Source organism: Kribbella sp. NPDC104740, assembly GCF_055583505.1.
Window position 1 is genome coordinate 124,933 of record NZ_JBVJNV010000006.1, and the last position, 24,565, is coordinate 149,497.

Annotated in this window: 19 protein-coding genes and 2 riboswitches; of the genes, 14 read left to right on the plus strand and 5 right to left on the minus strand. The window is 71.3% G+C overall.

Annotation, left to right across the window (positions count from 1 at the left end; translation table 11 throughout):
• Positions 1–30: 30 nt before the first annotated feature.
• From ACZ6Z4_RS28660 to ACZ6Z4_RS28670, 3 genes are read right to left on the minus strand one after another with little or no spacing between them, the layout of a single operon-like run.
• Positions 31–921 carry a C40 family peptidase gene (locus ACZ6Z4_RS28660; RefSeq protein WP_465570518.1) on the minus strand — a complete coding sequence of 297 codons (891 nt, stop codon included), beginning with the start codon at positions 919–921 and terminating at the stop codon, positions 31–33.
• Positions 918–1,985, minus strand: coding sequence for a mandelate racemase/muconate lactonizing enzyme family protein (locus ACZ6Z4_RS28665; RefSeq protein WP_465570521.1), 1,068 nt, complete (start codon positions 1,983–1,985; stop codon positions 918–920). Before ACZ6Z4_RS28665 ends, ACZ6Z4_RS28660 begins: the two co-directional genes overlap by 4 nt.
• Positions 1,985–2,836, minus strand: a complete 852-nt coding sequence (locus ACZ6Z4_RS28670; protein ID WP_465570524.1) for a serine hydrolase — start codon at positions 2,834–2,836, stop codon at positions 1,985–1,987. Before ACZ6Z4_RS28670 ends, ACZ6Z4_RS28665 begins: the two co-directional genes overlap by 1 nt.
• Before the next feature lie 77 nt (positions 2,837–2,913).
• On the opposite strand from ACZ6Z4_RS28670, the gene ACZ6Z4_RS28675 reads away from it, so the two are divergent.
• From ACZ6Z4_RS28675 to ACZ6Z4_RS28685, 3 genes are read left to right on the plus strand one after another with little or no spacing between them, the layout of a single operon-like run.
• Positions 2,914–3,888, plus strand: a complete 975-nt coding sequence (locus ACZ6Z4_RS28675) for a cobalamin biosynthesis protein (protein ID WP_465570529.1) — start codon at positions 2,914–2,916, stop codon at positions 3,886–3,888.
• Positions 3,888–4,568 carry a phosphoglycerate mutase family protein gene (locus tag ACZ6Z4_RS28680; RefSeq protein WP_465570534.1) on the plus strand — a complete coding sequence of 227 codons (681 nt, stop codon included), beginning with the start codon at positions 3,888–3,890 and terminating at the stop codon, positions 4,566–4,568. Before ACZ6Z4_RS28675 ends, ACZ6Z4_RS28680 begins: the two co-directional genes overlap by 1 nt.
• Positions 4,559–5,518 carry a DUF3500 domain-containing protein gene (locus ACZ6Z4_RS28685; RefSeq protein WP_465570537.1) on the plus strand — a complete coding sequence of 320 codons (960 nt, stop codon included), beginning with the start codon at positions 4,559–4,561 and terminating at the stop codon, positions 5,516–5,518. The genes ACZ6Z4_RS28680 and ACZ6Z4_RS28685 overlap by 10 nt, the downstream gene beginning before the upstream one ends.
• Before the next feature lie 48 nt (positions 5,519–5,566).
• Here the strand turns inward: ACZ6Z4_RS28685 and ACZ6Z4_RS28690 are convergent, their stop codons facing one another.
• On the minus strand, positions 5,567–6,718 hold the full coding sequence (locus ACZ6Z4_RS28690) for a vanadium-dependent haloperoxidase (RefSeq protein ID WP_465570539.1): 1,152 nt from the start codon (positions 6,716–6,718) through the stop codon (positions 5,567–5,569).
• 109 nt (positions 6,719–6,827) lie between these two features.
• A riboswitch (cobalamin riboswitch) is annotated at positions 6,828–6,945 on the plus strand.
• Between the two features lie 34 nt (positions 6,946–6,979).
• On the opposite strand from ACZ6Z4_RS28690, the gene cobN reads away from it, so the two are divergent.
• The 11 genes from cobN (at position 6,980) to ACZ6Z4_RS28745 (ending at position 23,565) form a co-directional block, all read left to right on the plus strand.
• A complete protein-coding gene (gene cobN, locus ACZ6Z4_RS28695; RefSeq protein ID WP_465570542.1) occupies positions 6,980–10,705 on the plus strand; it encodes a cobaltochelatase subunit CobN in 3,726 nt (1,241 codons plus the stop codon).
• A gap of 25 nt (positions 10,706–10,730) precedes the next feature.
• Positions 10,731–11,486 (plus strand): 5'/3'-nucleotidase SurE, encoded by a 756-nt coding sequence (surE, locus tag ACZ6Z4_RS28700; RefSeq protein ID WP_465570547.1) that lies wholly within the window; start codon positions 10,731–10,733, stop codon positions 11,484–11,486.
• A 140-nt stretch (positions 11,487–11,626) separates the two neighbouring features.
• A riboswitch (cobalamin riboswitch) is annotated at positions 11,627–11,759 on the plus strand.
• A gap of 68 nt (positions 11,760–11,827) precedes the next feature.
• Entirely contained in the window at positions 11,828–14,311 is a 2,484-nt protein-coding gene (locus ACZ6Z4_RS28705; protein WP_465570552.1) for a magnesium chelatase subunit D family protein, read from the plus strand.
• A gap of 118 nt (positions 14,312–14,429) precedes the next feature.
• A complete protein-coding gene (cobO, locus tag ACZ6Z4_RS28710) occupies positions 14,430–15,044 on the plus strand; it encodes a cob(I)yrinic acid a,c-diamide adenosyltransferase (protein WP_465570555.1) in 615 nt (204 codons plus the stop codon).
• A complete protein-coding gene (locus ACZ6Z4_RS28715; protein WP_465570557.1) occupies positions 15,038–16,393 on the plus strand; it encodes a cobyrinate a,c-diamide synthase in 1,356 nt (451 codons plus the stop codon). The genes cobO and ACZ6Z4_RS28715 overlap by 7 nt, the downstream gene beginning before the upstream one ends.
• Positions 16,390–17,814 (plus strand): 5,6-dimethylbenzimidazole synthase, encoded by a 1,425-nt coding sequence (gene bluB, locus ACZ6Z4_RS28720; RefSeq protein WP_465570559.1) that lies wholly within the window; start codon positions 16,390–16,392, stop codon positions 17,812–17,814. Before ACZ6Z4_RS28715 ends, bluB begins: the two co-directional genes overlap by 4 nt.
• The gene (locus ACZ6Z4_RS28725) at positions 17,811–18,425 is read left to right on the plus strand and encodes an LURP-one-related family protein (protein WP_465570566.1); all 615 of its coding nucleotides are present in this window, start codon (positions 17,811–17,813) and stop codon (positions 18,423–18,425) included. The genes bluB and ACZ6Z4_RS28725 overlap by 4 nt, the downstream gene beginning before the upstream one ends.
• 293 nt (positions 18,426–18,718) lie before the next feature.
• A complete protein-coding gene (locus tag ACZ6Z4_RS28730; RefSeq protein WP_465570572.1) occupies positions 18,719–19,723 on the plus strand; it encodes a LolA family protein in 1,005 nt (334 codons plus the stop codon).
• A 1,022-nt stretch (positions 19,724–20,745) separates the two neighbouring features.
• On the plus strand, positions 20,746–21,639 hold the full coding sequence (locus ACZ6Z4_RS28735; RefSeq protein WP_465570575.1) for an ABC transporter ATP-binding protein: 894 nt from the start codon (positions 20,746–20,748) through the stop codon (positions 21,637–21,639).
• A 166-nt stretch (positions 21,640–21,805) separates the two neighbouring features.
• Positions 21,806–22,600 (plus strand): ABC transporter permease, encoded by a 795-nt coding sequence (locus ACZ6Z4_RS28740; protein ID WP_465570580.1) that lies wholly within the window; start codon positions 21,806–21,808, stop codon positions 22,598–22,600.
• 80 nt (positions 22,601–22,680) lie between these two features.
• A complete protein-coding gene (locus ACZ6Z4_RS28745; RefSeq protein WP_465571840.1) occupies positions 22,681–23,565 on the plus strand; it encodes a putative RNA methyltransferase in 885 nt (294 codons plus the stop codon).
• Between the two features lie 240 nt (positions 23,566–23,805).
• On the opposite strand, the gene ACZ6Z4_RS28750 is transcribed toward ACZ6Z4_RS28745, so the two are convergent.
• Positions 23,806–24,471, minus strand: coding sequence for an FMN-dependent NADH-azoreductase (locus tag ACZ6Z4_RS28750; protein ID WP_465570583.1), 666 nt, complete (start codon positions 24,469–24,471; stop codon positions 23,806–23,808).
• Positions 24,472–24,565: the final 94 nt, after the last annotated feature.

Consider the following 24,565-nt stretch of genomic DNA (forward strand, 5'->3'; position numbering starts at 1 on the left):
CACCTGTTTGGTGGGGGCCTCTTTGTTGTTCTACAGCCGGGCGGCGGAGACGAGAGTTGCCCGGCGTTCAGGCAGGAGGGCTTCGTTCTCCAGGCGCTTGCCGGTTTCGGAGGCGTGCAGCATGCCTTCCGGGGAGACAAAACCGACGTGGTGGACCTGCTTCCCGGGGCGGGCGAAGAAGTACAGGTCGCCGGGCTGGGCCTCGTCGATCGGGACGGACTCGAGCGCGTCGGCCTGGTCGTGGGCGTCGCGGGGGATGCGCTGGCCGAGGACGCGGCTGACGGCGTGGATGAGGCCGGAGCAGTCCAGGCCGTACGCCGAGGTGCCGCCCCAGAGGTACTCGAGCCCGAGGAAGAGGGCGCCGAGGCGGAGTCGGTCCTCGGGGGTGGCGGGGATGTCGACCGCGCGGAGGGCCTCGTCGGAGAGCCAGCCGGAGGAGCCGTCGGCGAGTGCTACTCGGGTGAAGCTGTCGGTGTGGTCGATGGAGGAGAGGACAGTGCCGAAAGACAGCTCGGCCAGGGGGCCGCTGCCGGCAGAGCCAGCGCCGGCCGAGCCGGGCTCGGCGGTCAGCAGTGTGACCGGGACGGTGACGGCGACCGGGGCCGTGGCCGATCCCGGGAGTTCACCCAAGTGCGCCGACGGCACCCAGCCCGGGTAGCCCAGATCGTCCTGCGACGAAGGCTGCCACGGCGCCACGATTTCTGACCAGCCGTCGCGTTCCGAGCGGACGATCACCGGTTCGCCGTACAGGAGCTGGGTGAGCGTGCGTCCGTGCAGACCCAGGCGGGTCTCGGTGTCCATCGACTTCGCCCACGCGGCGACGTCCGGCGCGGCGGCGATCGCCGGGGCGTCGATCGAGCGCGGTGCTTCGGGGGAGGTCCAGACGGTGCTGACCGGGACCTTGGCGGCTACTACCTTCATACGATCAAGCCTGTCACGCCGAGCCCAGGATTCGAGGGCAGGTGGATGGTGGACCCTTCGTAGCTGATCCCGCCGCCGACCGGTGACTGCTCGAGCCACCAGGCCGCGTCGAGGTCGTTGACGGCCGTCGTCGGGTACGCCGCGACGAGCGCCGCGGCCGCGCCGACGCCGACATGGCTCTCCATCATCGAGCCGACGATCGCGCCGAGCCCGTGCTCGCGAGCCAGTTCGAGCAGCGTGCGGGCCGGCCCGAGGCCGCCGCACTTCGCGAGCTTCACGTTGACCAGGTCGGCGGCGCCGTGCCGGATCACGTTCACCAGATCGCGTACGCCGTACACGCTCTCGTCGGCCAGGATCGGCGTGCTGACCCGGTCCGTGATCCAGGCCATCCCCTCCAGATCCGCCGCGGCGACAGGCTGCTCGACGAGCTCGATCGCGCAGCCCGCGTCCTCCAGCGCGCGGATCGCGGTGACGGCGTCGCGGCGGTTCCAGCCCTGGTTCGCGTCGAGCCGGATCTGCGGCCCGTCGCCGACAGCCTCGCGGACTCGGCGCACCCGCTCGAAGTCGGCGGCCGCGTCACCGGTCCCGACCTTCACCTTCAGTACGTCGAACCCGTCGCGCACGCGGTCGGTCGCGGCCCGCACGAGCGCCTCGGGATCGCCCGCGGAGAGCGTCACATCGGTCCGCACGGTCGTCGCCGTCGAGCCGAGGAAGCCCTGCAGCGTCCGGCCGACGCGGCGCGCGGCGAGGTCGTGCAACGCGATGTCGACGGCAGCTTTCGCGCCGAAGTTCGCCTGGGCGGCGCCTTGCAGTCGGCGGAGCGCCTCGGTGAGGTCGTCGGGGCCGAGGCCGTCGAGCGCGGTGGTGATCGGGCCTTCGACGCAGGCCTGCGCGCCGGCGAGCGATTCGCCGGTCACCTTCCAGACCTGCGGCGCCTCGCCCCAGCCGGTGTGCTCGCCGTCGGTGATCGAGACGAGCAGCGACTCGGCGTGGGTCGCGGTCCGGAGCGCCGTGACGAACGGGGTGTGGAGCTTCGCCGAGATGAGGTGGGTGGAGATCTTCATCAGCTGACCTCCTCCAGGTTGTGCCGGTGCTCCCAGGCGATCGCCGCGATCGCTGCGATCAGCTGCTGCGCGTCGTGGTCGGGGAGCTCGGAGGTGGTGCACACCACCAGCACGAACGGCTCCGCGTCGTTCGGCCGGACGATGCCGCCGTCGTGGCGGATCCGGAGATCCCAGCCGTTCTTGTGCTCGACGCGAGTGCCGGCGGGGACGCCCGCGGGGATCTCGCCGTTCCACTCGTTGGCGGCCAGCAGGTCGCGCAGGTACTGACCTGAGGCACTCGAGTCATTGCCGGTAGCAACAAGTGCGCCGGCCAGCCCGGCGGGGCTCATCAAGTTGCTGATCCCGGCCTGCTGCGCAGGAGAGTCGTCGATCCCACGCCGGATCACACTCGTGTTCGCCGGCTCCGTCCCCCCGCCGGCCGCACGCTCCGCGCCGGCGGCGTACTCCGCGAGCACCGCGTTCGCGGCCTCCGCGCCGACCAGCTCCAGCACCAGGTCCGTCGCCAGGTTGCTGGACCGCGTGATCATCTCCCGCGCCAGCCACCCGAGCGTCACCTCCGCCCCGAGCTTCTCCCACGTCGCCGGCGCCTCGTCCTCCGCGCGGTTCACACCGAACCGTCCCTCGCCCGCCGACGCGAAGTCGTTGTGCACGAGCACCGGCTGATCCAGCGACAGCTCCCCGGCGTCGACCTTCCGCAGCATCGCCATCGCGACCGGTAGCTTCATCGTGCTCGCGGAGTAGTGCGTCCGCTCCGCCGCGTGCGTGAACACGGGCGTGCCGTCCGTCCGGCCGAGCCAGACACCGAACGCGCCGTCGCCCTCCACTCCGCGCAGCAGGTCAGCAATTCCCATGGTGGTTACTTTTCCACATCTCGAACAGATCTGATGTAGCGGGCTTGCGACGGCGGGCCGCCTGGCAGACTGCTTCCGTGTCCAGAGCACTCGGCCTGATCCTCGGCTTCGCCGCCGACCGCTTCCTCGGCGACCCGCGCCGCTTCCACCCGGTCGCCGGCTTCGGCCGGGCGGCCTCCCGGCTGGAGGGCGCGACGTACGCCGACACCCGAGCAGCCGGTACGGCGTACGCGACGCTGCTGGTCGGCTCGGTCACCGCCGCGGGCGTAGCCGTCGAGCGGCTGACCAAGGACCGGCCGGTCGCGCGGACGCTGGTGACCGCGGCCGCGACCTGGGCCGTGCTCGGCGGGCGCAGCCTGGAGCGGGAGGCGTCGGTGATGTCGGGGCTGCTGGAGGCCAAGAACCTTCCGGCGGCGCGCGATCGACTCAGCCATTTGTGCAGTCGCGATGCGACGGGCCTCGACGCTGATGAGCTGGCGCGCGCGACCGTGGAGTCGATCGCCGAGAACACGAGTGACGCGACGGTGGCGCCGCTGGTGTGGGGCGGGTTGCTCGGGGTGCCCGGTCTGATCGGGTACCGGGCGGCGAACACGCTCGATGCGATGGTCGGCTACCGGTCGGCTCGCTACCGGAACTTCGGCTGGGCTTCGGCGCGGTTCGACGATCTGGTCAACCTGCTGCCCGCGCGCGTTTGCGCTGGGCTGACCGCGCTGGCCTCCGGTCGGCCGCGTGAGGTCTGGCGGATCTGGCGGCGCGACGCCGCGAAGCATCCGAGTCCGAACGCCGGCCCGGTGGAGGCGTCGTTCGCCGGCGCGCTCGACCTGCGGCTCGGCGGGAGCAACACGTACGGCGAGGAGATCGAGGACCGCGGCACGCTCGGCGACGGGCTGCGCCCGGGAGTGAACGACGTACGCCGGACGGCCGTGCTCGCACGCCGGGTCTCGTACGGCGCGGCCGCGGTCGCCGCGCTCGTGGCGGTCACCGCGCACCAGATCGAGCGCAGCCGAGAGCTGGGCGCAGCCGGCGCCCGGCGTACGGGACGGAGCGCATGATGCACCTCAGCCAGCGCCCCCTGCGGATCGCGCTGATCCGCCACGGCGAGTCCGTCGCGAACCTGGACAAGTCGATCTACGAGACCCTCCCCGACCACTCCGTCCCGCTCACCCCGCACGGGCACGAGCAAGCGGCCGAAGCAGGCAAGCAGTTGCGCACGCTGTTCGAGGGCGAGCCGGTCCGCGTCTACGTCTCGCCGTACCTGCGGGCCCTGCAGACCCTCGACTCGCTCGGCCTCGACGACCTGATCGGGATCGCCCGCGAGGAGCCGCGGCTGCGGGAGCAGGACTGGGCGAACTTCCAGGACACCGAGGACATCGAGCGGCAGGAGAAGCTGCGCGACTCCTACGGGCACTTCTTCTACCGGTTCACCCACGGTGAGTCGGGCTCGGACGTGTACGACCGGGTGTCGAGCTTCCTGGAGACCATGCACCGCGACTTCGAGCAGCCGGACGCGCCGCGGAACGTGCTGCTGGTGTCGCACGGGCTGACGATGCGGTTGTTCTGCATGCGCTGGTTCCACTGGTCGGTGAAGTTCTTCGAGACGCTGCGCAACCCGGGCAACGCCGAGACGCGCGTCCTGCTGCGGCAGCCGAACTTCCGGTACAAGCTGGATCGGCCGTTCGAGCAGTGGACGCACTACGAACCTAAGGATGGGGAGCGTTCCGCATGGTTGTAGAGCAGACCCGCAAGACCGCTGTCGAGCTGCTGGCGGCGCTGACGCCCGAGCAGCGTGCGAAGGCGACGGCGCCGTTCGACACACCTGACCATCGCGACTGGACGTACCTGCCGGGGGACCGGCCCGGCCTGCAGCTGACCGAGCTGACTGCCGCGCAGGAGCAGTACGTGCACCAACTGCTCGCTCTGGCGTGCAGCGAGCGCGGTGTGGGTGACGCACTGGCGACCATGGCCGCGGAGATCATCCTGCGCGAGCTCCCGGACGTCGGAGCGACCGGCGGCTGGCAGGGCACGGTAGTGGGGGAGCGCTACTTCCTCCGCATCCTCGGCGACCCGTCCGGCACGGAGCCGTGGGGCTGGCGCCTCAACGGCCACCACCTGGCGCTGCACGTGACATTGGTCGGCGACCAGGTCTCCTTCGTCCCCAACTTCATCGGCTCCAACCCGGCCGAGGTCCGCCAGGGCCCGTACGCCGGCCGCCGCTTCCTGGCGGCTGAGCACGACCTGGGCTTCCAGCTCCTCCATGCGCTCGACGCGGGCCAGCAGGAGGTAGCGGTCGTCTCCACCGAGGCACCCGACGACATCCTCACCCGCCACGACCCAGTGGCCGACCCGTCCCTCCTGCACCGAGGCCTGCCGTACGGCGACCTCACCGACTCCCAGCAGGAGCTCTTCACCCGCCTCCTCGACCAGTACGTCGGCCGAGCCTCCCAGCCCGTCGCCGAGCAGGCCTGGGCCAACCTGCGCACCCAGGGCCTCGACCGCCTCACCTTCGCCTGGGCCGGCGCGCTACAGCCGGGCAGCGGCCACTACTACTCCATCGCAGGCCCCACCTTCCTCGCGGAGTACGACAACACCCAGTCGGACGCCAACCACATCCACTCGGTCTGGCGAGACACCAACAACGACTGGGGCCAGGACCTCCTGGCTGCGCACTACTCAGCCCACTAGCTGACACGAACTGGCCGCCGCCGGGCCGCCCGTCCCGGCGGCGGGAAGTCAGCGCCGCAGCTCGTGGGCGATCGTCCACGCGGCGGCGTAGTGCCCCAAGCGGTTGCCGTCGATCATGGCGCGGCGGAAGTGCAGACCCAGCCAGATCCGCGCGTCCATCGCGTCGGCGTCGAGCGCCGCGGTGGTCCGGTAGTGCCGCGTCGTCATCGTGACGCCGGAGAACACGTTGACGTCGATCGAGTGCTTGCCGAACAGATGCCCATACGTCTCGGTCGCGGCGCCGGTCACACAGGCGTGCCCGCTCACGTAGTCCGGGTACGGCGGTGTCTGCACAAGTGGTGTCCAGGCCGGGTCCGGCCGGGTCGCCCGGTTGCCGTCCTCCCCGGCGAGCGTGATCGCGGTGATCGGCCGCCAGAACCCGTAGTCGTACTTGGCCCGCCAGCACGCGATCAGCGAGTCCGCCGTACCGGCACCGAGTAGAGCGAAGGCCCTGGCGGTCCGAGCCAGACCCCAGCCGCGCTGGCGCAGCTCGCTGTTGAGCGTCTCCTGGTACTGCAGCACCGAGTTGTAGTTGAAGAACAGCGCCGTCTCGGTCTCCGACGCCGTACGCCGAGAGCCGGTCGCCGCGCCCATCGCCTTCACCTCGGCGAAGTCCCGCGCGTACGCCTTGGACCGCACCGGATCCGGCCCCGGCAGCCGCAGCTGCGTGGGCGACCGCAGCGCCAGCGGGCGCACGAACCCGAGCCACGGCACGGCCATCGGCGCGAACGCGTCCGGCGTCGGCCGCCAGACCCCGACGCCCGGCGGTTTGGTGAACGTGACCGCCGCACCCCGCCCGTCGTCCTGCCGATCGGCGATCAGCCGCTCGGCCGCGCGCTGCCCCACCGCGATCCCGGCGGTCTTCGCCCGCCCGTCCGGCACAGCAGCCAGCGACGCGGCATGATCCGTCGCGAGGTTCCCGGCCGACGTCGGGAAGTAGTACCGCAGCACCTCGTACGCCGCGGTCGCCGCCGCGGCCTCCGACGACGCGCGGCCGTGCACCGCCGGCTGCCGCAGGTACGGCCGGCCGCCCTCGATCGCCACCACCGCGTCGTACACGGCAAGGGACACGAACCCGTAGTACAGCGCCGACGCGGGGATCGGCGTCGCGTTCTCGGTGAACATCGTCCGGCCGGCGATCGTGTTCCAGTGCGTGATCACCGCCGGGTCCGACCTGGTGCTGCCGGCGTGCCTACCCGAGCCGCGCGGGACGGTCAACCGCGTGTGGTGCTTGAAACAGATGCGCGGCCGATGCGACCGGGTCGGCTAGAGTCTGGGGGTCATCGACGGTCGTCTGCAGGAACCCGGTGCGAGTCCGGGGCGGTCCCGCCACTGTGACCACGCTGCGCGTGGGAGTCAGGAACTGCAGCCGTCGAACTGCCCACCCGGGGCGTGGACACCCCGAGGAAGGACCGGACGCGCATGCCCGCGAACCTGTTGCTGCTCTCCACCGCCGACACCGACCTGCTGGCCGCCTCGCAGGCTCAGGCGGGCTGGAAGGTGGCGAACCCGGCGCGTGTCGAGGTCGCCGAACTGTCCACCCTGCTCGACGGCGTCGAGGTCGTCGTGGTCCGCCTGCTCGGCGGTCGCCGCGCCTGGGAGGAGGGTCTCGACGCCGTCATCGCCTCCGGGCTGCCGGTGGTGGTGCTCAGTGGTGAGGCCGCGCCCGACGCCGAGCTGATGTCGCTGTCGACGGTCCCGGCCGGCGCGGTCACCGAGGCGCTGGCCTACCTGCGCGAGGGCGGCTCGGAGAACCTGCTCAACCTGGCCGGCTTCCTCCGCGACACCATCCTGCTCACCGGCGACGCGTTCGACCCGCCGAAGAGCCTCCCGGCGTACGGCGTACGAGCTGGTCGTTCCGCGGAGCTGGACGGGCGCCCGGTGGTCGGCATCGTCTACTACCGCGCCCACGAGATCTCCGGCAACACCGCCTTCGTCGACGCGCTCGCTGACGCCGTCGACGCGGCCGGTGCGCAGCCGCTGCCGGTCTACTGCGGCACGCTGCGCGGGCTGGACCCCTCCAGCGCTGACAACGCGGAGCTGTTCAACCTGCTGCGCAGCTGCGACGTGCTGGTCACCACACTGCTTGCTGCCGGTGGCACGGTCGCGGCGAACGCCAGCGCCGGCGGCTCCGACGACGCGTGGGACGCGGGCGCGCTGGCCTCGCTGGACATCCCGCTGATCCAGGGGCTCGCGCTGACCTCGACCCGCGAGCAGTGGCTGGAGTCCGACGCCGCGATCAGCCCGCTGGACGCCGCGACCCAGGTCGCGATCCCGGAGTTCGACGGGCGCATCATCACGATCCCCTTCTCCTTCAAGGCGTACGACGCCGAAGGCATCGCCAGCTACCGACCCGACCCGGAGCGCTGCGAGCGGCTGGCCGGCATCGCCGTCGCGCACGCCCGGCTGCGGCACGTCCCGCCGGCCGAGAAGAAGCTCGCGCTGGTGCTGTCGTCGTACCCGACCAAGCACGCCCGGATCGGCAACGCGGTCGGTCTGGACACGCCGGCGTCAGCGGTGGTCCTACTCGGCCAGCTGAAGGAGGCGGGCTACGACCTGGGCCCGGACCTCGACCTGGACGAGCTGCAGGGTGCTGAGGGCGCCGACGGGCTGATCCACCGGCTGATCGCCGCAGGCGGGCACGACGTGGACTGGCTGACTGACGAACAGCTCTCCGGTGCCGTCGCCAAGATCCCGCTGACGACGTACCAGCAGTGGTTCGGCCGGGTGCCGGAGACGCTGCGGGACGCGATGACCGAGGCCTGGGGGGAGGCGCCCGGCTCCCTGTACGTCGACATGACCGGCGACGAGCCGGCGATCGCGCTGGCCGCGCTGCGCTTCGGCAACGTCGTACTGATGATCCAGCCGCCCCGTGGCTTCGGTGAGAACCCGGTGGCGATCTACCACGACCCGGACATGGCGCCGTCGCACCACTACCTGGCGGCGTACCGCTGGCTGGAGGCACCGGTCGCCGAGGGCGGCTTCGGTGCGCATGCGGTGGTTCACCTGGGCAAGCACGGGACGCTGGAGTGGCTGCCGGGCAAGGGGATCGGTATGGCGGCGGACTGCGCGCCGGACGCCGTACTGGGCAACCTGCCGCTGGTGTACCCGTTCATCGTCAACGACCCGGGTGAGGGCACGCAGGCCAAGCGCCGCGGGCACGCGGTCGTCGTCGACCACCTGGTGCCGCCGATGGCCCGGGCGGAGACGTACGGCGACATGGCCAAGCTGGAGTACCTGCTGGACGAGTACGCCACGGTGCAGGCGCTCGACCCGGAGAAGGTGCCGACGCTGCGGGCGCAGATCTGGACGCTGATCCAGGCGGCGCAGCTGCACCACGACCTGCACACCAGCGAGAAGCCGGAGGACGAGGAGTTCGACGAGTTCGTCCTGCACCTCGACGGCTACCTGTGCGAGATCAAGGACGTCCAGATCCGCGACGGGCTGCACGTGCTCGGCGGTGGGCCCGTTGGCGAGGCTCGGGTCAACCTGGTGCTGGCTGTGCTGCGGGCCTCGCAGATGTGGGGCGGTGCTGCCGGCGCCGTACCGGGGCTGCGTGCTGCGCTCGGTACGACGTACGGCGTGGATGAGGCGGCTCTGCTCGCCGACCCGGGCCGGGCGGTGCCTGCTGAGCTTGCTGCGCTGTCGGAGCTCGCTGACCTGCCGGCGGTGAGTGCTGCTGACGGTGTGGACCTGCTGGAGGCTGTGGCGCGCAAGCTGGTGCTGGGGCTGGAGACGTTGAGCTGGGACGCCGGCAAGGTGCCGGTGGTCGTCGGAGAGGTGCTCGGCCGGCAGTCGGCCGCTGTCGAGGCTTCGCTGACGTTTGCCTGTCAGGAGGTCGTGCCGCGGCTGGCACGGACCGGCGACGAGCTGACGAACGTACTGCGCGCGCTGGACGGCCGCTTCGTCGAGGCCGGGCCGTCGGGCTCGCCGACGCGCGGTCTGGTCAACGTGCTGCCGACCGGCCGCAACTTCTACGCGGTCGACCCGAAGGCGATCCCGAGCCGCAACGCGTGGGACGTCGGCGTCGCGCTGGCCGACTCGCTGCTGGCCCGGCACAAGGCCGAGACGGGGGAGTGGCCGCGCTCGGTCGGGCTGACCGTGTGGGGGACGTCGGCGATGCGCACCCAGGGCGACGACCTGGCCGAGGTGCTCTGGCTGCTCGGCTGCCGCCCGGTCTGGGACGAGGCGTCGCGACGGGTCTCGGGCTTCGAGGTCGTCCCGGTCGCCGAGCTCGGGCGGCCGCGGGTCGACGTGACGATCCGGATCTCCGGGTTCTTCCGGGACGCGTTCCCGCACGTGGTCGCCTGGCTGGACGAGGCGGTCCGGACGGTCGCGGCGCTGGACGAGGATGCCGCCGACAACTACCTGCGGGCGCACGTGCTGGATGATGTTGCCGCGGGCAATGATATGCGGTCGTCGACGGCGCGCGTGTTCGGCTCCAAGCCCGGCTCGTACGGCGCCGGCCTGCTGCCGCTCGTCGACGCGCGCAACTGGCGCACCGACGCCGAGCTGGCCGAGGTGTACGCCGTCTGGGGCGGGTACGCGTACGGCAAGGACCTCGACGGCGCCGAGGCGCGCCCGTCGATGGAGCGCGCCTACGCGCGGATCCAGGTCGCGGCCAAGAACGCCGACACCCGCGAGCACGACATCATGGACTCCGACGACTACTTCCAGTACCACGGCGGCATGGTCGCGATGGTCCGGCACCTGACCGGCGCCAACCCGAAGGCCTACATCGGCGACTCCGCCGTACCGGCCCAGGTGAAGACCCGGACGCTGGAGGAGGAGACCAAGCGCGTCTTCCGCGCCCGCGTCGTCAACCCGCGCTGGATGGCCGCGATGCAGCGGCACGGTTACAAGGGCGCCTTCGAGATGGCCGCGACGGTCGACTACCTCTTCGGGTACGACGCCACCGCCGGTGTCGTCGACGACTGGATGTACGAGACGCTGACCACCGAGTACGTCGCCAACCCGGAGGTCGCCGAGTTCTTCCGGAAGTCGAACCCGTGGGCTCGGCACGGGATCGCGGAGCGGCTGCTGGAGGCCGCGCAGCGCGGGCTGTGGGCCGAGCCGTCGGCGGAGGCGCTGGAGACGCTGCGGACCGCCGTACTGGAGACCGAGGGAGACATCGAGGACCGCGACTGACGGCCGGGTGTGATTGGGTGGAGACATGGCTTTGCGAGTCCTGATCACCAATGACGACGGTTACCGGGCTCGCGGGATCCGCGCCCTGGGCTCGGCGCTGGCCGCGGCCGGGCACGACGTACTGGCTGTTGCTCCGCTGAACGACCAGAGCGGTGTCGGCTCGGCGCGGGCGGGGATGGTCGACCGGCCGGTCCGGACGGCTTCGGACTCCTTCGACGGTGTCACGTACATCGGTGTGGACGGGACGCCGGCGCTCGCGGTGACGCTGGCGATGGTCGGGGCGTTCGGGGCGGTGCCGGACGTCGTGGTGTCGGGCATCAACCACGGGCACAACATCGGCGTACCGATCCTGCACTCGGGCACCGTCGCGGCGGCGCTGACGGCCGCCGGCCAGGGCCGTTCTGCGATCGCGATCAGCATCGACTCCGAGGACCCGAAGCACCTCGACGTCGCCGGCACGGTCGCCGTACGGGCTCTCGGCTGGCTGGCCTCGGAGCCCGCAGGCAGCGTGATCACCGTCAATGTGCCCGACCGTCCGCTGGACGAGCTCGAGGGGGTACGCCGGGCGCGCCTCGCGCCGATCGAGCGGTCTCGGATCGTTGGTGGAACTGCCGCGACGGGGGAGCCGATGATCACGCTGGCCGCGCCTGCGGCTGGCGCGGAGGCTGACACCGACGAGGCCCTCCTCGCCGCGGGCTTCGTCACCGTCACCCCGATCGTCGGCATCCGCGAGGTGGACTCCTCGGCTGCCGCGGACTACCTGTCGGAGCGCCTCGCCTGATCGCTGATCAGGCGTACTCCCGCAGAGCGAGCGCAGGTTCTCGCCGTGTTCGGCGTACCGCAAGCTCCATCCCGCGAGTTGCTGATCGCCGCTGCCTCAGGTGAGGTTTCTCTCCGGCCCGCGGCACCTCGGCGGGGATGTGGAATGATCGCCGGGACGGCAGGGGAGGAACACCGGTGCCGGCCAGTTGGCCGAAGTCCGGGGCGGTCCCGCCACTGTGACCGGATGCGATCCGGAAGCCAGGACATCTCCCGCCGTCCGCCAGGGAGCGCTCTCCGCGTTCCCGGGCGACCGTTGCCAGCGCGGGCGTGGACACCCGCAGGACGAAGGGATCACCGCCGATGCGGCCTGCTCCGACCCCGACCGGCTTCCCGTTCACCGCGGTGGTCGGGATGGACGACCTCCAGCTCGCGCTGATCCTGGCCGCGGTCTCCCCGGCCATCGGCGGCGTCCTGATCCGCGGCGAGAAAGGCACCGCCAAGTCGACCGCGGTCCGCGCGCTGACCGAGATCCTCCCCGCCGTCGACGTCGTCCCCGGCTGCCGCTTCTCCTGCGACCCGGCGAATCCTGACCCCACCTGCCCGGACGGCCCACACCCGGCCGCCTTCGACGGCGCCAGCAAGCTCACCGGCGCGAACCCTCGCAGCCTGTCCGCCGGTGCGGACGCCGGCCGGTTCCCCGCCGATGTGGACGCCGGCCGGTTCCCCGCCGATGTGGACGCCGGCAGGTTCCCCGCCGGTGCGGACGCCGGCAGGTTCCCCGCCGGTGCGGACGCCGGCAGGCTCCCCGCCGACGCGGACTCCCGCAGCCTCCCCGCCGATGTGGACGCGCGAAGCATCTCCGCCGATTCGGACCGGCGAAGCCTCGCCGCCGGCGCGGACCTGCGAGCCGAGCCCGCCCAGGGCTCCCCGCTCGGACATCTCCCCGGATCCCCGGGCGCCCCCGCCCCCACCACCTCCTCCCGCCCGGCCCGCCTCGTCGAGCTCCCGGTCGGCGCGACCGAGGACCGCGTTCTCGGCTCGCTCCACCTCGAGAAGGCGCTCGCCGAAGGCGTCACGGCGTACGAGCCGGGCCTGCTCGCGGCCGCGCACCGCGGCCTCCTGTACGTCGACGAGGTCAACCTCCTGCACGACCACCTCGTCGACGTCCTCCTCGACGCCGCCGCGATGGGGCGCGCGACCGTCGAGCGCGACGGCGTCTCCATCACGCACCCCGCCCGCTTCGTCCTCGTCGGCACCATGAACCCCGAGGAAGGCGAGCTCCGCCCGCAGCTCCTCGACCGTTTCGGCCTCACCGTCGACGTCGTCGCCAGCCGCGACCCCGCGGTGCGTGTCGAGGTGATGCGCGCGCGCCTGTCGTACGAGGCCGACCCCGCGGCCTTCGTCACCCGGTACGACGGCCCGCAGCGCGAGCTCGCCGAGCGCATCGTGAAGGCGCAGAGCCTGCTCCCGGACGTGATCCTGACCGACTCGGCGCTGCGTCAGATCGCGGAGATCTGCGCCGCGTTCGACGTCGACGGGATGCGCGCCGACCTGGTCACGGCCCGTACGGCGGTCGCGCACGCGGCCTGGTCGGGCCGGAGCGTCGTCGAGGTCGAGGACGTCCGCGCCGCGGCCAAGCTGGCTCTCCCGCACCGGACGCGCCGCAACCCGTTCGACGCGCCGGGCCTCGACGAGGACCGCCTCGACCAGGTCATCAACGACAGCACCCCACCGGAAGACCCGGACGACGACCCGAACGGTGGGCCGGACGGCGGCCCCGACGGCGGTCCCGACCGCGGCCCGGCCGATAGCTCGGGCGACTCCGACAACCCTCCGGATTCCACCCCGTCCACCGCCGACGACTCCTCCGGCCCCCACGACCCCTCGGCCCAGGACGATCCGTCGCAGCGTCCGGAAGATGCCGACCACCCCGGCCCGGACAAGCAGGAGAACGCGGACCGAGACGCCGCGAACACTCCGGGAAACGCGGAGAGCGCGATCTCGAATGATCCCGGCGGCCACGTCGAGGCCAGCTCCACGCCGTACAAGGCCCGCCTTCTCACCGTCCAGTCCGCCGGTGCGGGCGTCGCAGGCCGACGCTCCCGCGCGATCACCGAGGTCGGGCGCGTCGTCGGCGACCGCGCCCGCCTCGGCCGCGAGTCCGGCCGCCCCCACCTCCTCGCGACGATCCGCGCCGCGGCCCCGCACCAGCACGCCCGCGGCCGCTCCGGCCCCGGTCTCGCCGTCCGCGCCTCCGACGTACGCCTCGGCGTTCGCGAAGGTCGCGAGGGCAACCTGGTGATGTTCTGCGTCGACGCCTCCGGCTCGATGGGCACCAAGCGCCGCATGGGCGAGGTCAAGACCGCGATCGTCTCCCTCCTGCTCGACGCCTACCAGCGCCGCGACAAGGTCGGCCTCGTCACCTTCGCCCGCGCGACCGCGACCGTCGCGCTGCCACCGACCGGCAGTGTCGAGACCGCCGTACGCCGCCTGGAGTCGCTGCCCACCGGCGGCCGTACGCCGCTGGCCGAGGGGCTGCTGCAGACCGCCGAGGTGCTGCGGATCGCCGCGATCCGCGACCCGCGCCGGCGTCCGCTGTTGGTGCTGGTCACCGACGGGCGGGCGACGTACGGAGAGAGCGCTTTCTCGCGCGCTCAGCAGGCCGCCGAGTGGATCGGTGCCCAGGGCATCTCCACCGTCGTGGTCGACTGCGAGCCGCGCCGCGGAGTCCGGCTCGGGCTCGCCGCGGAGCTGGCGACCAGCCTGCGCGCGGAGTACCTGGACCTGGGAGAAGTTGCCGCGGGCAACTTGGTGCGTGCGGTGAACGAGCGGAGCGCGGCGTGAGAGGCCGCGGCAAGCGCCGCCCGGAGAGCGCTCCCCGGCGTACGGGTGCTGCGGCGAACCGGCGTACGGGTGCTGAGGCGAACCGGCGTACGGGTGCTGATGTGAAGGGGACGAACTGATGCCGCAGGGACAGCCGAGTGTCGTACCGAAGGACGGGCTGACCACCCGGCAGCGCCGCAACCGGCCGCTGCTGATGGTGTACACCGGCGAGATGAAGGGCAAGTCGACGGCGGCGTTCGGGATGGCGCTGCGCGGCTGGAACCAGGGCTGGAACATCGGCGTCTTCCAGTTCGTCAAGAGCGCGAAGTGGAAGGTCGGCGAGGAGAGCGCGTTCCGCGCCCTCGGGAAGTTGCACGAGGCAACGGGTGAGGGTGGCCCGGTCGAGTGGCACAAGATGGGTGAGGGCTGGAGCTGGGCGCGCAAGGCCGGCACCGACGAGGACCACGCCGCGGACGCGCTCGAGGGCTGGCGCGAGATCCAGCGCCGGATCGCCGCCGAGGCGCACGATCTCTACGTGCTCGACGAGTTCACGTACCCGATGAAGTGGGGCTGGATCGACGTCGACGAGGTGGTCGACACGCTGACCAACCGGCCGGGCCACCAGTACGTCGTGATCACCGGCCGGAACGCCGACCAGCGGTTGCTCGACGCCGCCGACCTGGTCACCGAGATGACGAAGGTGAAGCACCCGATGGACGCCGGCCAGAAGGGCCAGAAGGGGATCGAGTGGTGATCCCGCGGATCGTCGTCGCCGCGCCCGCGTCGGGCGCCGGCAAGACGACGGTCGCCGTCGGCCTGATGGCCGCGCTGCGCCGGGCCGGGCACACGGTCGCCGGGTTCAAGGTCGGGCCGGACTACATCGACCCCGGCTTCCACGCGGTCGCGACCGGCCGCCCGGGCCGCAACCTCGACGCGATGCTGTCCGGCGAGGAACGTGTCGCGCCGCTGTTCGCGCACGGCGCGGCCGGTGCGGACATCGCCGTCGTCGAGGGCGTGATGGGCCTGTACGACGGCGCGCTCGGCACCGAGGGGTTCTCGTCGACGGCGCACGTGGCGAAGTTGCTGCAGGCACCGGTCGTGCTGGTGGTCGACGCGTCCGCGGCCGGTCGCAGTGTCGGCGCGGTGGTGCAGGGGTTCGTTGCCTACGACACCGGGGTGCGGATCGTCGGCGTGATCCTGAACAAGGTCGGCACGGACCGGCACGAGGCCGAGGCGCGGGCGGGGGTCGCTCCGACCGGCGTACCGGTGCTGGGGGTGTTGCGGCGTGACACCCGGCTGACCGTGCCGAGCCGGCACCTGGGGCTGGTGCCTGCTGACGAGCAGCGGGAACAGGCCTCGACTGCAGTCGACGCGGCGGCTGAGTTGGTTCGGGCCGGTGTCGACCTGGAGGCGTTCGTCGCGGCTGCTCGTGCTGCTGCTCCGCTGGAGACTGCGGTTTGGGACCCAGCTGCCGAGGTGACTCCTGCTGCTGAGGGCCGGCCCGTGGTGGCTGTCGCCGGGGGACCGGTGTTCTCCTTCCGCTACACCGAGACCGCTGAGCTGCTCACTGCGGCCGGTGCTGACGTGGCGACCTTCGACCCGCTGCATGACTCGTTGCCGGACGGTACTGCTGCGCTCTACCTGGGCGGCGGCTTCCCGGAGATGCATGCCGAGGCGCTGTCGAGCAACGAGTTGCTGCGCACACAGGTGGCGTCAGCCGTCGCTGCTGGGCTGCCGGTGATCGCTGAGTGCGCCGGGCTGCTCTACCTGTGCCGTGAGCTGGACGGCCACGCCATGACCGGCGTACTGCCTGCTACTGCTCACATGACCGGCAAGCTGACGCTGGGCTACCGCACGGCCATCGCTGCCAGTACGACGGCCTTCTTCGACGAGGGGCGACGTGTCCGGGGCCATGAGTTCCACCGGACCGCGGTGACGCTCGACGCTGACGGGGACCCGGCCTGGTACCTGCCGGATGGAGTGGAGGGGGTCACGCGGCCGTCCGTGCACGCGTCGTACCTGCACCTGCACTGGACGGCGACTCCGGACGTCCCGGCTCGGCTCGTCGCGGCCGCACGGGTGCATGTGGGGATGGAGAAGTGAGCCTCGTCCTGGGCATCGGCCTGCGCTCCGGTACGTCGTACCGAGAGCTGCGGGACCTCGTGGATCGTGCGCTGACCGGTGTGGTGGGTCCAGTCGAGACGGTGGTGACTGTCGAGGGCCGCGAGGACGAGCCGGGACTGCAGCGGCTGGTGGCCTCGCTGGGGGCGCAGCTGTTCATCGCCTCCTCGACGGACCTTGCGCAGCAGGTAGTACCGACGCCGAGCGAGCAGGTGGGGGAGCTGGCCGGTACGGCGAGTGTGGCTGAGGCAGCTGTCGTGCTGAGCGGTGCGGCGCTCGTCGTACCGAAGCAGAAGTCTGCTGGTGCGACTGTGGCTGTCGGGGTGTTGGAGGCTGCTGCACCGGGGTACTCGCTCGCTGATCGCGAGGTGGTGCACCGGGTGATCGCGGAGCGGCGCGACGTACGGCGCGGGTTCCTGGACAAGCCGGTCGACGACGAGCTGCTGACCAGGGTGCTGGAGGCCGCGCACCGAGCCCCAAGTGTGGGACTCAGTCAACCTTGGGACTTCCTGCTGATTCGCGATGTCGCTACTCGGCAGCGGGTGCACGACCTGGCGGTGGCGCAGCGAGACGCCTTCGCGGCGTCGCTGCCGGCGGACCGGCGGTCGGCGTTCGACGGGTTGAAGATCGAGGCGATCCTCGACACTCCGCTGAACATCGCGGTGACCTGTGACCCGGCACGGGGTGGGCGGCACGTGCTGGGGCGGCATGCTGACCCGCGCACGGTGTGGTTCTCGGCGGCGATCGCTGTGCAGAACCTGTGGCTGGCCGCGCGTGCTGAAGGGCTCGGCGTCGGCTGGGTGTCGTTCTTCGACCCTGCTGAGGTAGGGGAGGTGCTGGGGCTGCCTGCTCATGTGGAGCTGCTCGGGTACCTGTGCGTGGGGCATGTGGAGGAGTTCGCGGCTGCGCCGGAGCTGGTGCGGTCCGGGTGGGCTGCTCGGCGGCCGCTGGCTTGGGCTGTGCATCAGGAGCAGTGGGGGTTGCGGGGGTTGCCGGGGGAGGTGGCGAGCGCTACTGCCGCCGTACGGGATGCTGCTGCTTCTGGGGGCTTCGAGCAGGTTGGGTCGCAGGTGGTGCGGGTGCTGGTGGTGGACGGGGGAGAGGCCGCGTCCTATCTGAGCGCTGCGGACGTGCTCGTCGTACAGGTGGGAGCTGAGAAGCCTGCTGCCGACTTCGGCGTGCTCTGGCGTCCGGCGAGGACTGCTGACGAGGCGGTCGAGCTCGGTGTCGAGGTGGCGCGCGACCTGGTGCTGCAGGGTGCTGGCGAGCTGCAGCTGTCCTGCGTCGGGCAGTCGGAAGTAGCCGAAAGGCTTACCCAGGGGCTCCGATGGGGTGGACTTGCCTGCGGAGCGGTCGTCGAACGTGCCGATGAGCCCACGGCGGTGACAGACTCCACCGCATGACGGTCCCACCCCACGGCCCAGCGCCGATGCACGTGCCCGCCTTCTCGATGAAGCAGCGGATCACGATGATGGCGAACAAGTACGAACTGATCGCGACCAACCCCGACGGCACCGACGGACCGTTGCTCGCCTTCGCGCAGCAGAAGCGGATGGCGTTCAAGGAAGAGGTCACCTTCTACACCGACGACTCCAAGTCGCAGGCGGTGTTCTCGTTCAAGGCCCGCAAGCGCCTCGACCTCGGCTCGGGCTACGACGTGTTCGACCCGAACGGCCAGCCGATCGGCTGGTTCAAGAAGGAGTTCGGCAAGAGCCTGCTGCGCTCCAGCTGGCAGCTCACCGGCCCCGGCTTCGAGTCCGACGGCACCGAGCGCAACCCCACCATCGCGATCGTCCGCCGGGTCTGGGAGTTCGTGCCGTTCGTCGGCGAGATCCCGCTCCCGTTCATCTTCCACTTCGACTTCACCGACCGTGCGAGCGGGCAGCCGATTCTCTCGGTGGAGCGGAAGGTGTCGATCCGGGACCGCTACCGGGTGACCGTGCACGACTCGCGGGTCGACTTCCGCGTGGCCGCGGCGATGACGGTCGCGCTGGACGCGCTGCAGAGCCGCTGACGGACGGCGGCTGTACGCCGGAACCGGTTGGGGTGCGCCCTGGCCGGTTCCGGTCGCGTACGCCGTACTCCGCGCTTGCGCGCTACGCGACGCGCACGCCGCGCCCTCGGCCTCATCTCGTCCCAACGTTTTCCAGTTCCTCACTCTTTTGGGTGAACTGACCCTGAGACCCCTTGGTTCCGGCCGGTGCCGGTGCGAGTCTTGAAGACATGGCAGCAACGAGGCGCGGTCGACGGTGGTTGGTTCCGGTCACAGCAGTCGCAGTGGTCGCGGGCGTGGGTGCGCTCGGACCAGTGGTCGCTGACGCCTCTCCAGACCTCCCCGGCATCACAGCCCAGGATCTGCTCGCCAAGGTCCAGACCGCCAAGGTCGACGGCCTCAGCGGCACCGTCCGCTCGGCAACCGACCTGGGCCTCCCCGCACTTCCCGGCGTCGACGGACAGAACCAGCTCCCGGACCTCCTCACCGGTGAACACACCGCCCGAGTGGCCTTCGCCGGCCCCGACAAGGCCCGTGTCTCCGTCCTGGACGACATGGCCGAACGCGTCTGGACCACCGACGGCAAGTCGGCCTGGGCCTACGACTCCTCGAAGCGCGAAGCCGTGAAGCTCGCCCTCCCGGCCCGCCCGGCGAAGCCCGAGGTTGCCCCCGAGAAGCAGGCGTACGACCCGCAGGCGATGGCCAAGAAGTTCCTCACCGCCATCGACCCCAGCACCGCCGTGGACGTCACCGGCACCGAGTCGGTGGCCGGCCGCGACGCCTACAAACTCCGCCTCACCCCGAAGACCGACAAGACCACCGTCGGCTCGGTCACCCTGGCGATCGACGCGAAGACCTGGGTCCCCCTCGAGGTCACCGTCCTCCCACGCACCGGCAAAGACCCGGCGATCCAACTCGGCTTCTCCGCGGTCTCGTTCGACGTCCCCGCCGCGAGCACCTTCGCCTTCACCCCACCCGCAGGCGTCAAGGTCACCGAGAAGACCCTCCCGGCCCTCGACAAGCCCAAGGCCCCCAAGCCTCTGCCCAAGGCGACCCCGAAGAAGCCCGCCGACCACCCGACGGTGATCGGCACCGGCTGGGAGTCCATCGCCGTCATCCGAGGCGCCAAACTCCCCACCGACAACCAGGCCCTGACCCAACTCCTGGCCAACGCCCGCACAGTCCAGGGCTCCTGGGGCTCCGGCAAGATCCTCACCAGCAAGATGGTCAGCGCCCTCATCACCGACGACGGCCGAGTCCTGGTCGGCCTGGTCACCGCCGACACCCTCGCCGCAGCCGCCCCCACAGCCCCTCGCTGACCGTGCCCACCACCCCCGAGTCCCTCGACGGCTGCCCGTCGGCCGACGCCGACCCAGCGACGTACGCCCAAGCCACCGCCCCCGAGCCCGCCGCAGCCGACTCCCCAGAGGCCGAAGCCACCACCGACGACCCCGCAAGACCCACCGACCTCAGGCCGGTGGCGGCGCCCGCGGCTGACACCCCGCCGGTGCTCGCAGCCGATGCCGCGGTGGAGGCCTCCACCGATTCCGCGGCGGTTCCTGGGGCCGACACCCCGCCGGTGCCGGCGTCTGACGCTCCGCCGGTGCTCGCAGCCGATGCCGCGCTGGAGCCCCCCGCCGGTTCCGCGCCGCTGCCCGGGCCCGGCGCCGCGCCGGCGTCCGCGTCTGACGCTCCGCCGATGCCCGCGCCCAATTCCGCGCCGGTGCCCGCGGCCGACACCGCTCCGGAGCGCCCCGCCGATTCCGCGCCAGCGCTTGCGACCGGTTCCGCGCCGGTGCCTGCGGCCGGTTCCGCGCCGGTGCCCGCGCCTGACGCTCCGCCAGTGCCCGCGTCCGGTTCCGCGCCGGTGCCTGCGGCCGATGCCGCGCCGCGGCCTCACGCCGACGCCGCGCCGCGGCCTCGCGCCGACGCCGCGCCGCGGCCTCGCGCCGACGCCGCGCCGGCGCCGCCTGCGAGCTCCGGGTTGCCGCCAACCACAGACCCCGACCAGGCATCCACCGCACTCTCCGCGGCAGGAACGCCTGCAGGCACAGAACGGCCAACAGGCGCGCCAGCTGCGGTCACAGGCTCGGCGGACATAGGTGATCCGGTTGTGGACGGAAGACCTCACGCGCTGGTTGCTGGCACAGAGCCTTCCGCGACACCGGTTACGGATCGGATGTCCTCCGCGGTGCCACCTGCTGGCGCAGGAGCGCCTGCTCGACCGGTTGCTGATGGGGAGATCTCTGCCGGCCTGCCGGAGGCCGGGCCCGGTGCGGCTCCGATCGTCACTCGCGGATTGACCAAGCGGTTCCGAGGCGGTCAGGTGGCAGTGGCCGGCGTGGATCTGGAGGTTCCCGCCGGGAGCATCTTCGGGTTCCTCGGGCCCAACGGGTCGGGCAAGACGACAACGATCCGAATGCTGCTCGGCTTGATCGCGCCGACCTCAGGCAGCGTGGAGTTGCTCGGGCAGGAGATGCCGAAGGCTCAGCTCGCGGTCCTGCCGCGGGTCGGCGCCTTGGTGGAGGGCCCAGCCTTCTACCCCTTCTGGACCGGTCAGGCCAACCTCCTCCGCTTCGACGCGGCCGACCGCACCGCCGACCCGCGCACGCGCAAGCTCCGCGCCGGCGAAGCCTTGGAACGTGTCGGCCTCTCGAACGCCGCCAAGAAGAAGGTCCGCGCCTACTCCCTCGGCATGCGCCAACGCCTCGCGATCGCCGTCGCCCTCATGCAACGCCGCGAGCTCCTGGTCCTCGACGAGCCGACCAACGGCCTCGACCCGCAGGGCACGCGAGAGGTGCGTTCGCTCATCCGCGAACTGGCAGCCGACGGTACGACGATCTTCACCTCCACCCACCTGCTCGCCGAGGTGGAGCAACTCTGCACCCACGCCGCAGTGATGAGCCGCGGCCGGCTCCTGCGCCAGTCGACCATGGCCGAACTCCGGTCCGAGCTCCGCCCACGTCTCGTGGTGCGAACACCAGACCTCGACCGAGCCGAGCAAACCCTCGCCGCCCTCGGAGTGTGCGACCTCCGCCGACCGAGCGAACACCCCGCCGACGAGCGCGACGGCGTACCAGCCGTCGAAGGCGACCCGGGAGACCTCCCGATCGACAAACTCGCCGCAGCGCTCGTGACGGCCGACGTACGCCTGCACGGCTTCGGCCTGGAACGCCCGAGTCTCGAAGAGTCCTTCGTAGCGCTGACCGGGGAGGGCTTCGATGTCGCAGAGTGACGCACGGCCGGCCCGCCAACCGGCTACGAGCGAGGCACGGTCCGAGTCGGCCCAGCTGTCCGGGACAGCCGTGGTGCATCAGGAGCCTGCGGCTGCTGCTGTGGGTCGAGGGCCGGGGACGGCTGCGGTGGGGCAGCGGCCTGGGGCCGGTCGGCATACGTTGGCGTTGTTCGGGACCGAGTTGCATCTGGTCTTCGGGCGGGCGCGGACGTGGGTGCTGCTTGGAGTGCTCGGGGTTGTGCCGATGCTGGTGGGGGTGGCGATCCGTCTGTCGGGATCCTCGGGGGACGCTGAGGGGTTCATCGGACAGGTCGCCGGCAACGGGTTCTTCCTGATCGTCGCGAGCCTTGCCCTCTCGCTCCCGTTCTTCCTTCCGACCGCGGTCACGGTGATCTCGGGGGAGTCGCTGGCCGGTGAGTCGAGCCTGGGGACCTTGCGGAACCTGCTGACCGCGCCCGCTGGCAGGTCTCGGCTGTTGGCGGCGAAGATGGTTGCTCTCGCGGTGTTCTGTCTTGCTGCGACGTTGACCGTGTGGTTGGGCGGCTTGATCGCGGGATTCGTTCTGTTTCCGGTGGGCGATGTCGTGCTGCTGTCGGGATCGACGGTTTCGCTGGCTGACGGGCTGGTGCGGGCGCTGGGGATCGCGGTGCTGATCGCTGCCTCCTTGCTCGGGCTGGCCGGGATCGGGCTGTTCGTGAGTTCGCTGACCTCGACTCCGCTGGCGGCGATGGCGGCTACGTTCGGGGCGTTCATCGTGTTCGGGATCCTGGGGGCGATTCCGCAGATCGACGAGATTCATCCGTGGTTGTTGATGTACGGGTGGACTTCGTTCGCTGATCTGCTCCGGGATCCGCCGTACTGGGATGCGATCGTGCGGAACCTGCTGATGCAGGGGGCGTATCTCGCGGTGTTCTACGCGGCGGCCTGGGCTCGGTTGACCAGCCGGGACGTCAACGGCTGAGGGGCGCGGCGGGACGTCGCGGGGGTGCGGGGGAGAATGGCGCGGTGCGTGCTGATCTGGTGGCGGTGTTGCGGTGCCCGGTGTGTGGTGACGGGCTGGAGCTGAGGGACCGTACGGCGCGGTGCGGGGCGGGGCATGCTTTCGATCTCGCCAAGCAGGGGTATCTGAATCTGTTGCCGTCGGCATCGAGTGGGATCGACGGGGACAGTGCGGAGATGGTGGAGGCTCGGGCTGAGTTCCTGAGCCGGGGGTGGTACGCGCCGATTCGGGAGGCGCTGGTGGAGGCTCTTCCGCGGCGAGGTGGCGCGGGTGGCGACTGGGGCTCGCGGCGAGGTGGCGCTGATGGGGACGGGGGCGCCGGGGGCGATGGGGATCTCTCGCTCTCGCAGCGGGGTGAGGCGTTGGTTGTTGAGGTTGGGGCCGGTACGGCGTACTACCTGGCGGGGGTGGTTGGGGCCGGGGGGCGGGGGATTGCGGTGGATGTTTCGCGGTATGCGGCTCGGCGGGCGGCGAAGGTGGGGCCGGGGATTGGGTCTGTGGTTGCCGATGCGTGGCGGGAGTTGCCGGTGCGGGACGGGGTGGCTGATGTCGTGCTCGACGTGTTTGCGCCGCGGCACGCTGCGGAGATGGCTCGGGTGTTGAAGCCGGGTGGGACGCTCCTCGTGGTGACGCCCAATCAAGGGCATCTGGGGGAACTGATCGACGTGCTCGGGATGGTGAGCGTCGATGGGGAGAAGGAGCGGCGGTTGGTGGAGTCGCTGGCGGGGTTCGAGCGGGTGGGGCAGCGGGTGGTGGAGACGGAGATGCTGCTCGATCATGCGGCGATCGGGCAGTTGGTGGGGATGACGCCCAGTGCGCGGCACTCGGATGCTGCGGTGCGGGCGGAGCGGATCGCGGGGTTGGCGGATCCGATGGGGGTGACCTTGTCGGTCACGGTGTCGTCCTGGCGGGTGGTCGCGGGCTGACCGCCCCGGGTGCCGGCTCGAGCTCGGCACTCGGGGAGAAGAGTCAGACGGAGCAGTCAACTCGCCGGAGGGTAGGCGACCTCCGTGAGGGTCAGCTGGCCGATGGTCGGGCTGCCCGACGGGTCAACCGACCGGAGGGCAGGCGACCTCCACGAGGATCAGCCAACCGATGATCGGGCTGCTGACGGGGGTTAACCGACCGGAGCGCAGGCGACCTGACGAGGGTCGGCCGGCTGAAGGTCAGGCGGCGTTGGTGGTGAGGGCGCGCGCGACCTCCGTGGCGTGTTCGCCGGCGGTGGTGTGGGCGTCTTGCTCCGAGGTCTTGGAGAGGTCGATCAGTTCTTCCATGCCGGGGGTGACCGGAGCCAGCGTCAGCTCGGCGGCCGCCGTACGGATGTGCATGTTGAAGACCTCGCCGAAGATGCGGTTCAGATACGGGGTGGCGTGGTCCCAGCCTTCCTTCGGGGTGCCGGGGCCGTAGCCGCCGCCGCGGGCCAGGGTGAAGATGATCGGGCGGCCGGCGACCGCCGTACCGGTGATCAGTTCGCCGTCGGTGAGCAGCAGGTCCATGTACGTCTTCACGTGCTGGGCGATGCCGTAGTTGTACAGCGGTACGGCGAGCAGCACCGCGTCGGCCGCCTTGAACTCGGCGATCAGGTCGGCGGCCAGCGTCTGGGCCTCGGCCGGGTCGACGAAGTCGGCGCCGGAGGGGACCTCCCAGCCGAACTTGTCGGCGATCAGCGCCGGCCAGACGCCGGCCGGGATCGGGTGCAGCCCGAGGTCGCGCCGGACCACGACGCCGGTCGGGTGCTCGGACTTCCAGGCCGCCTCGGCGCTGTCGGCGAGCGCGCGGCTGACGGAGCCGTCGAGCCGGAGGCTGGCGTCGATGCGAAGCAGGGTGGTCATGTCGTTCCTTCCAGAAGGGGCAGGCTCAGTTGAGCTGTCTCGAAGATAGTCTGTTGAGCAGAACATATTCAAGTCAGATCGTATTCCGGGTGGC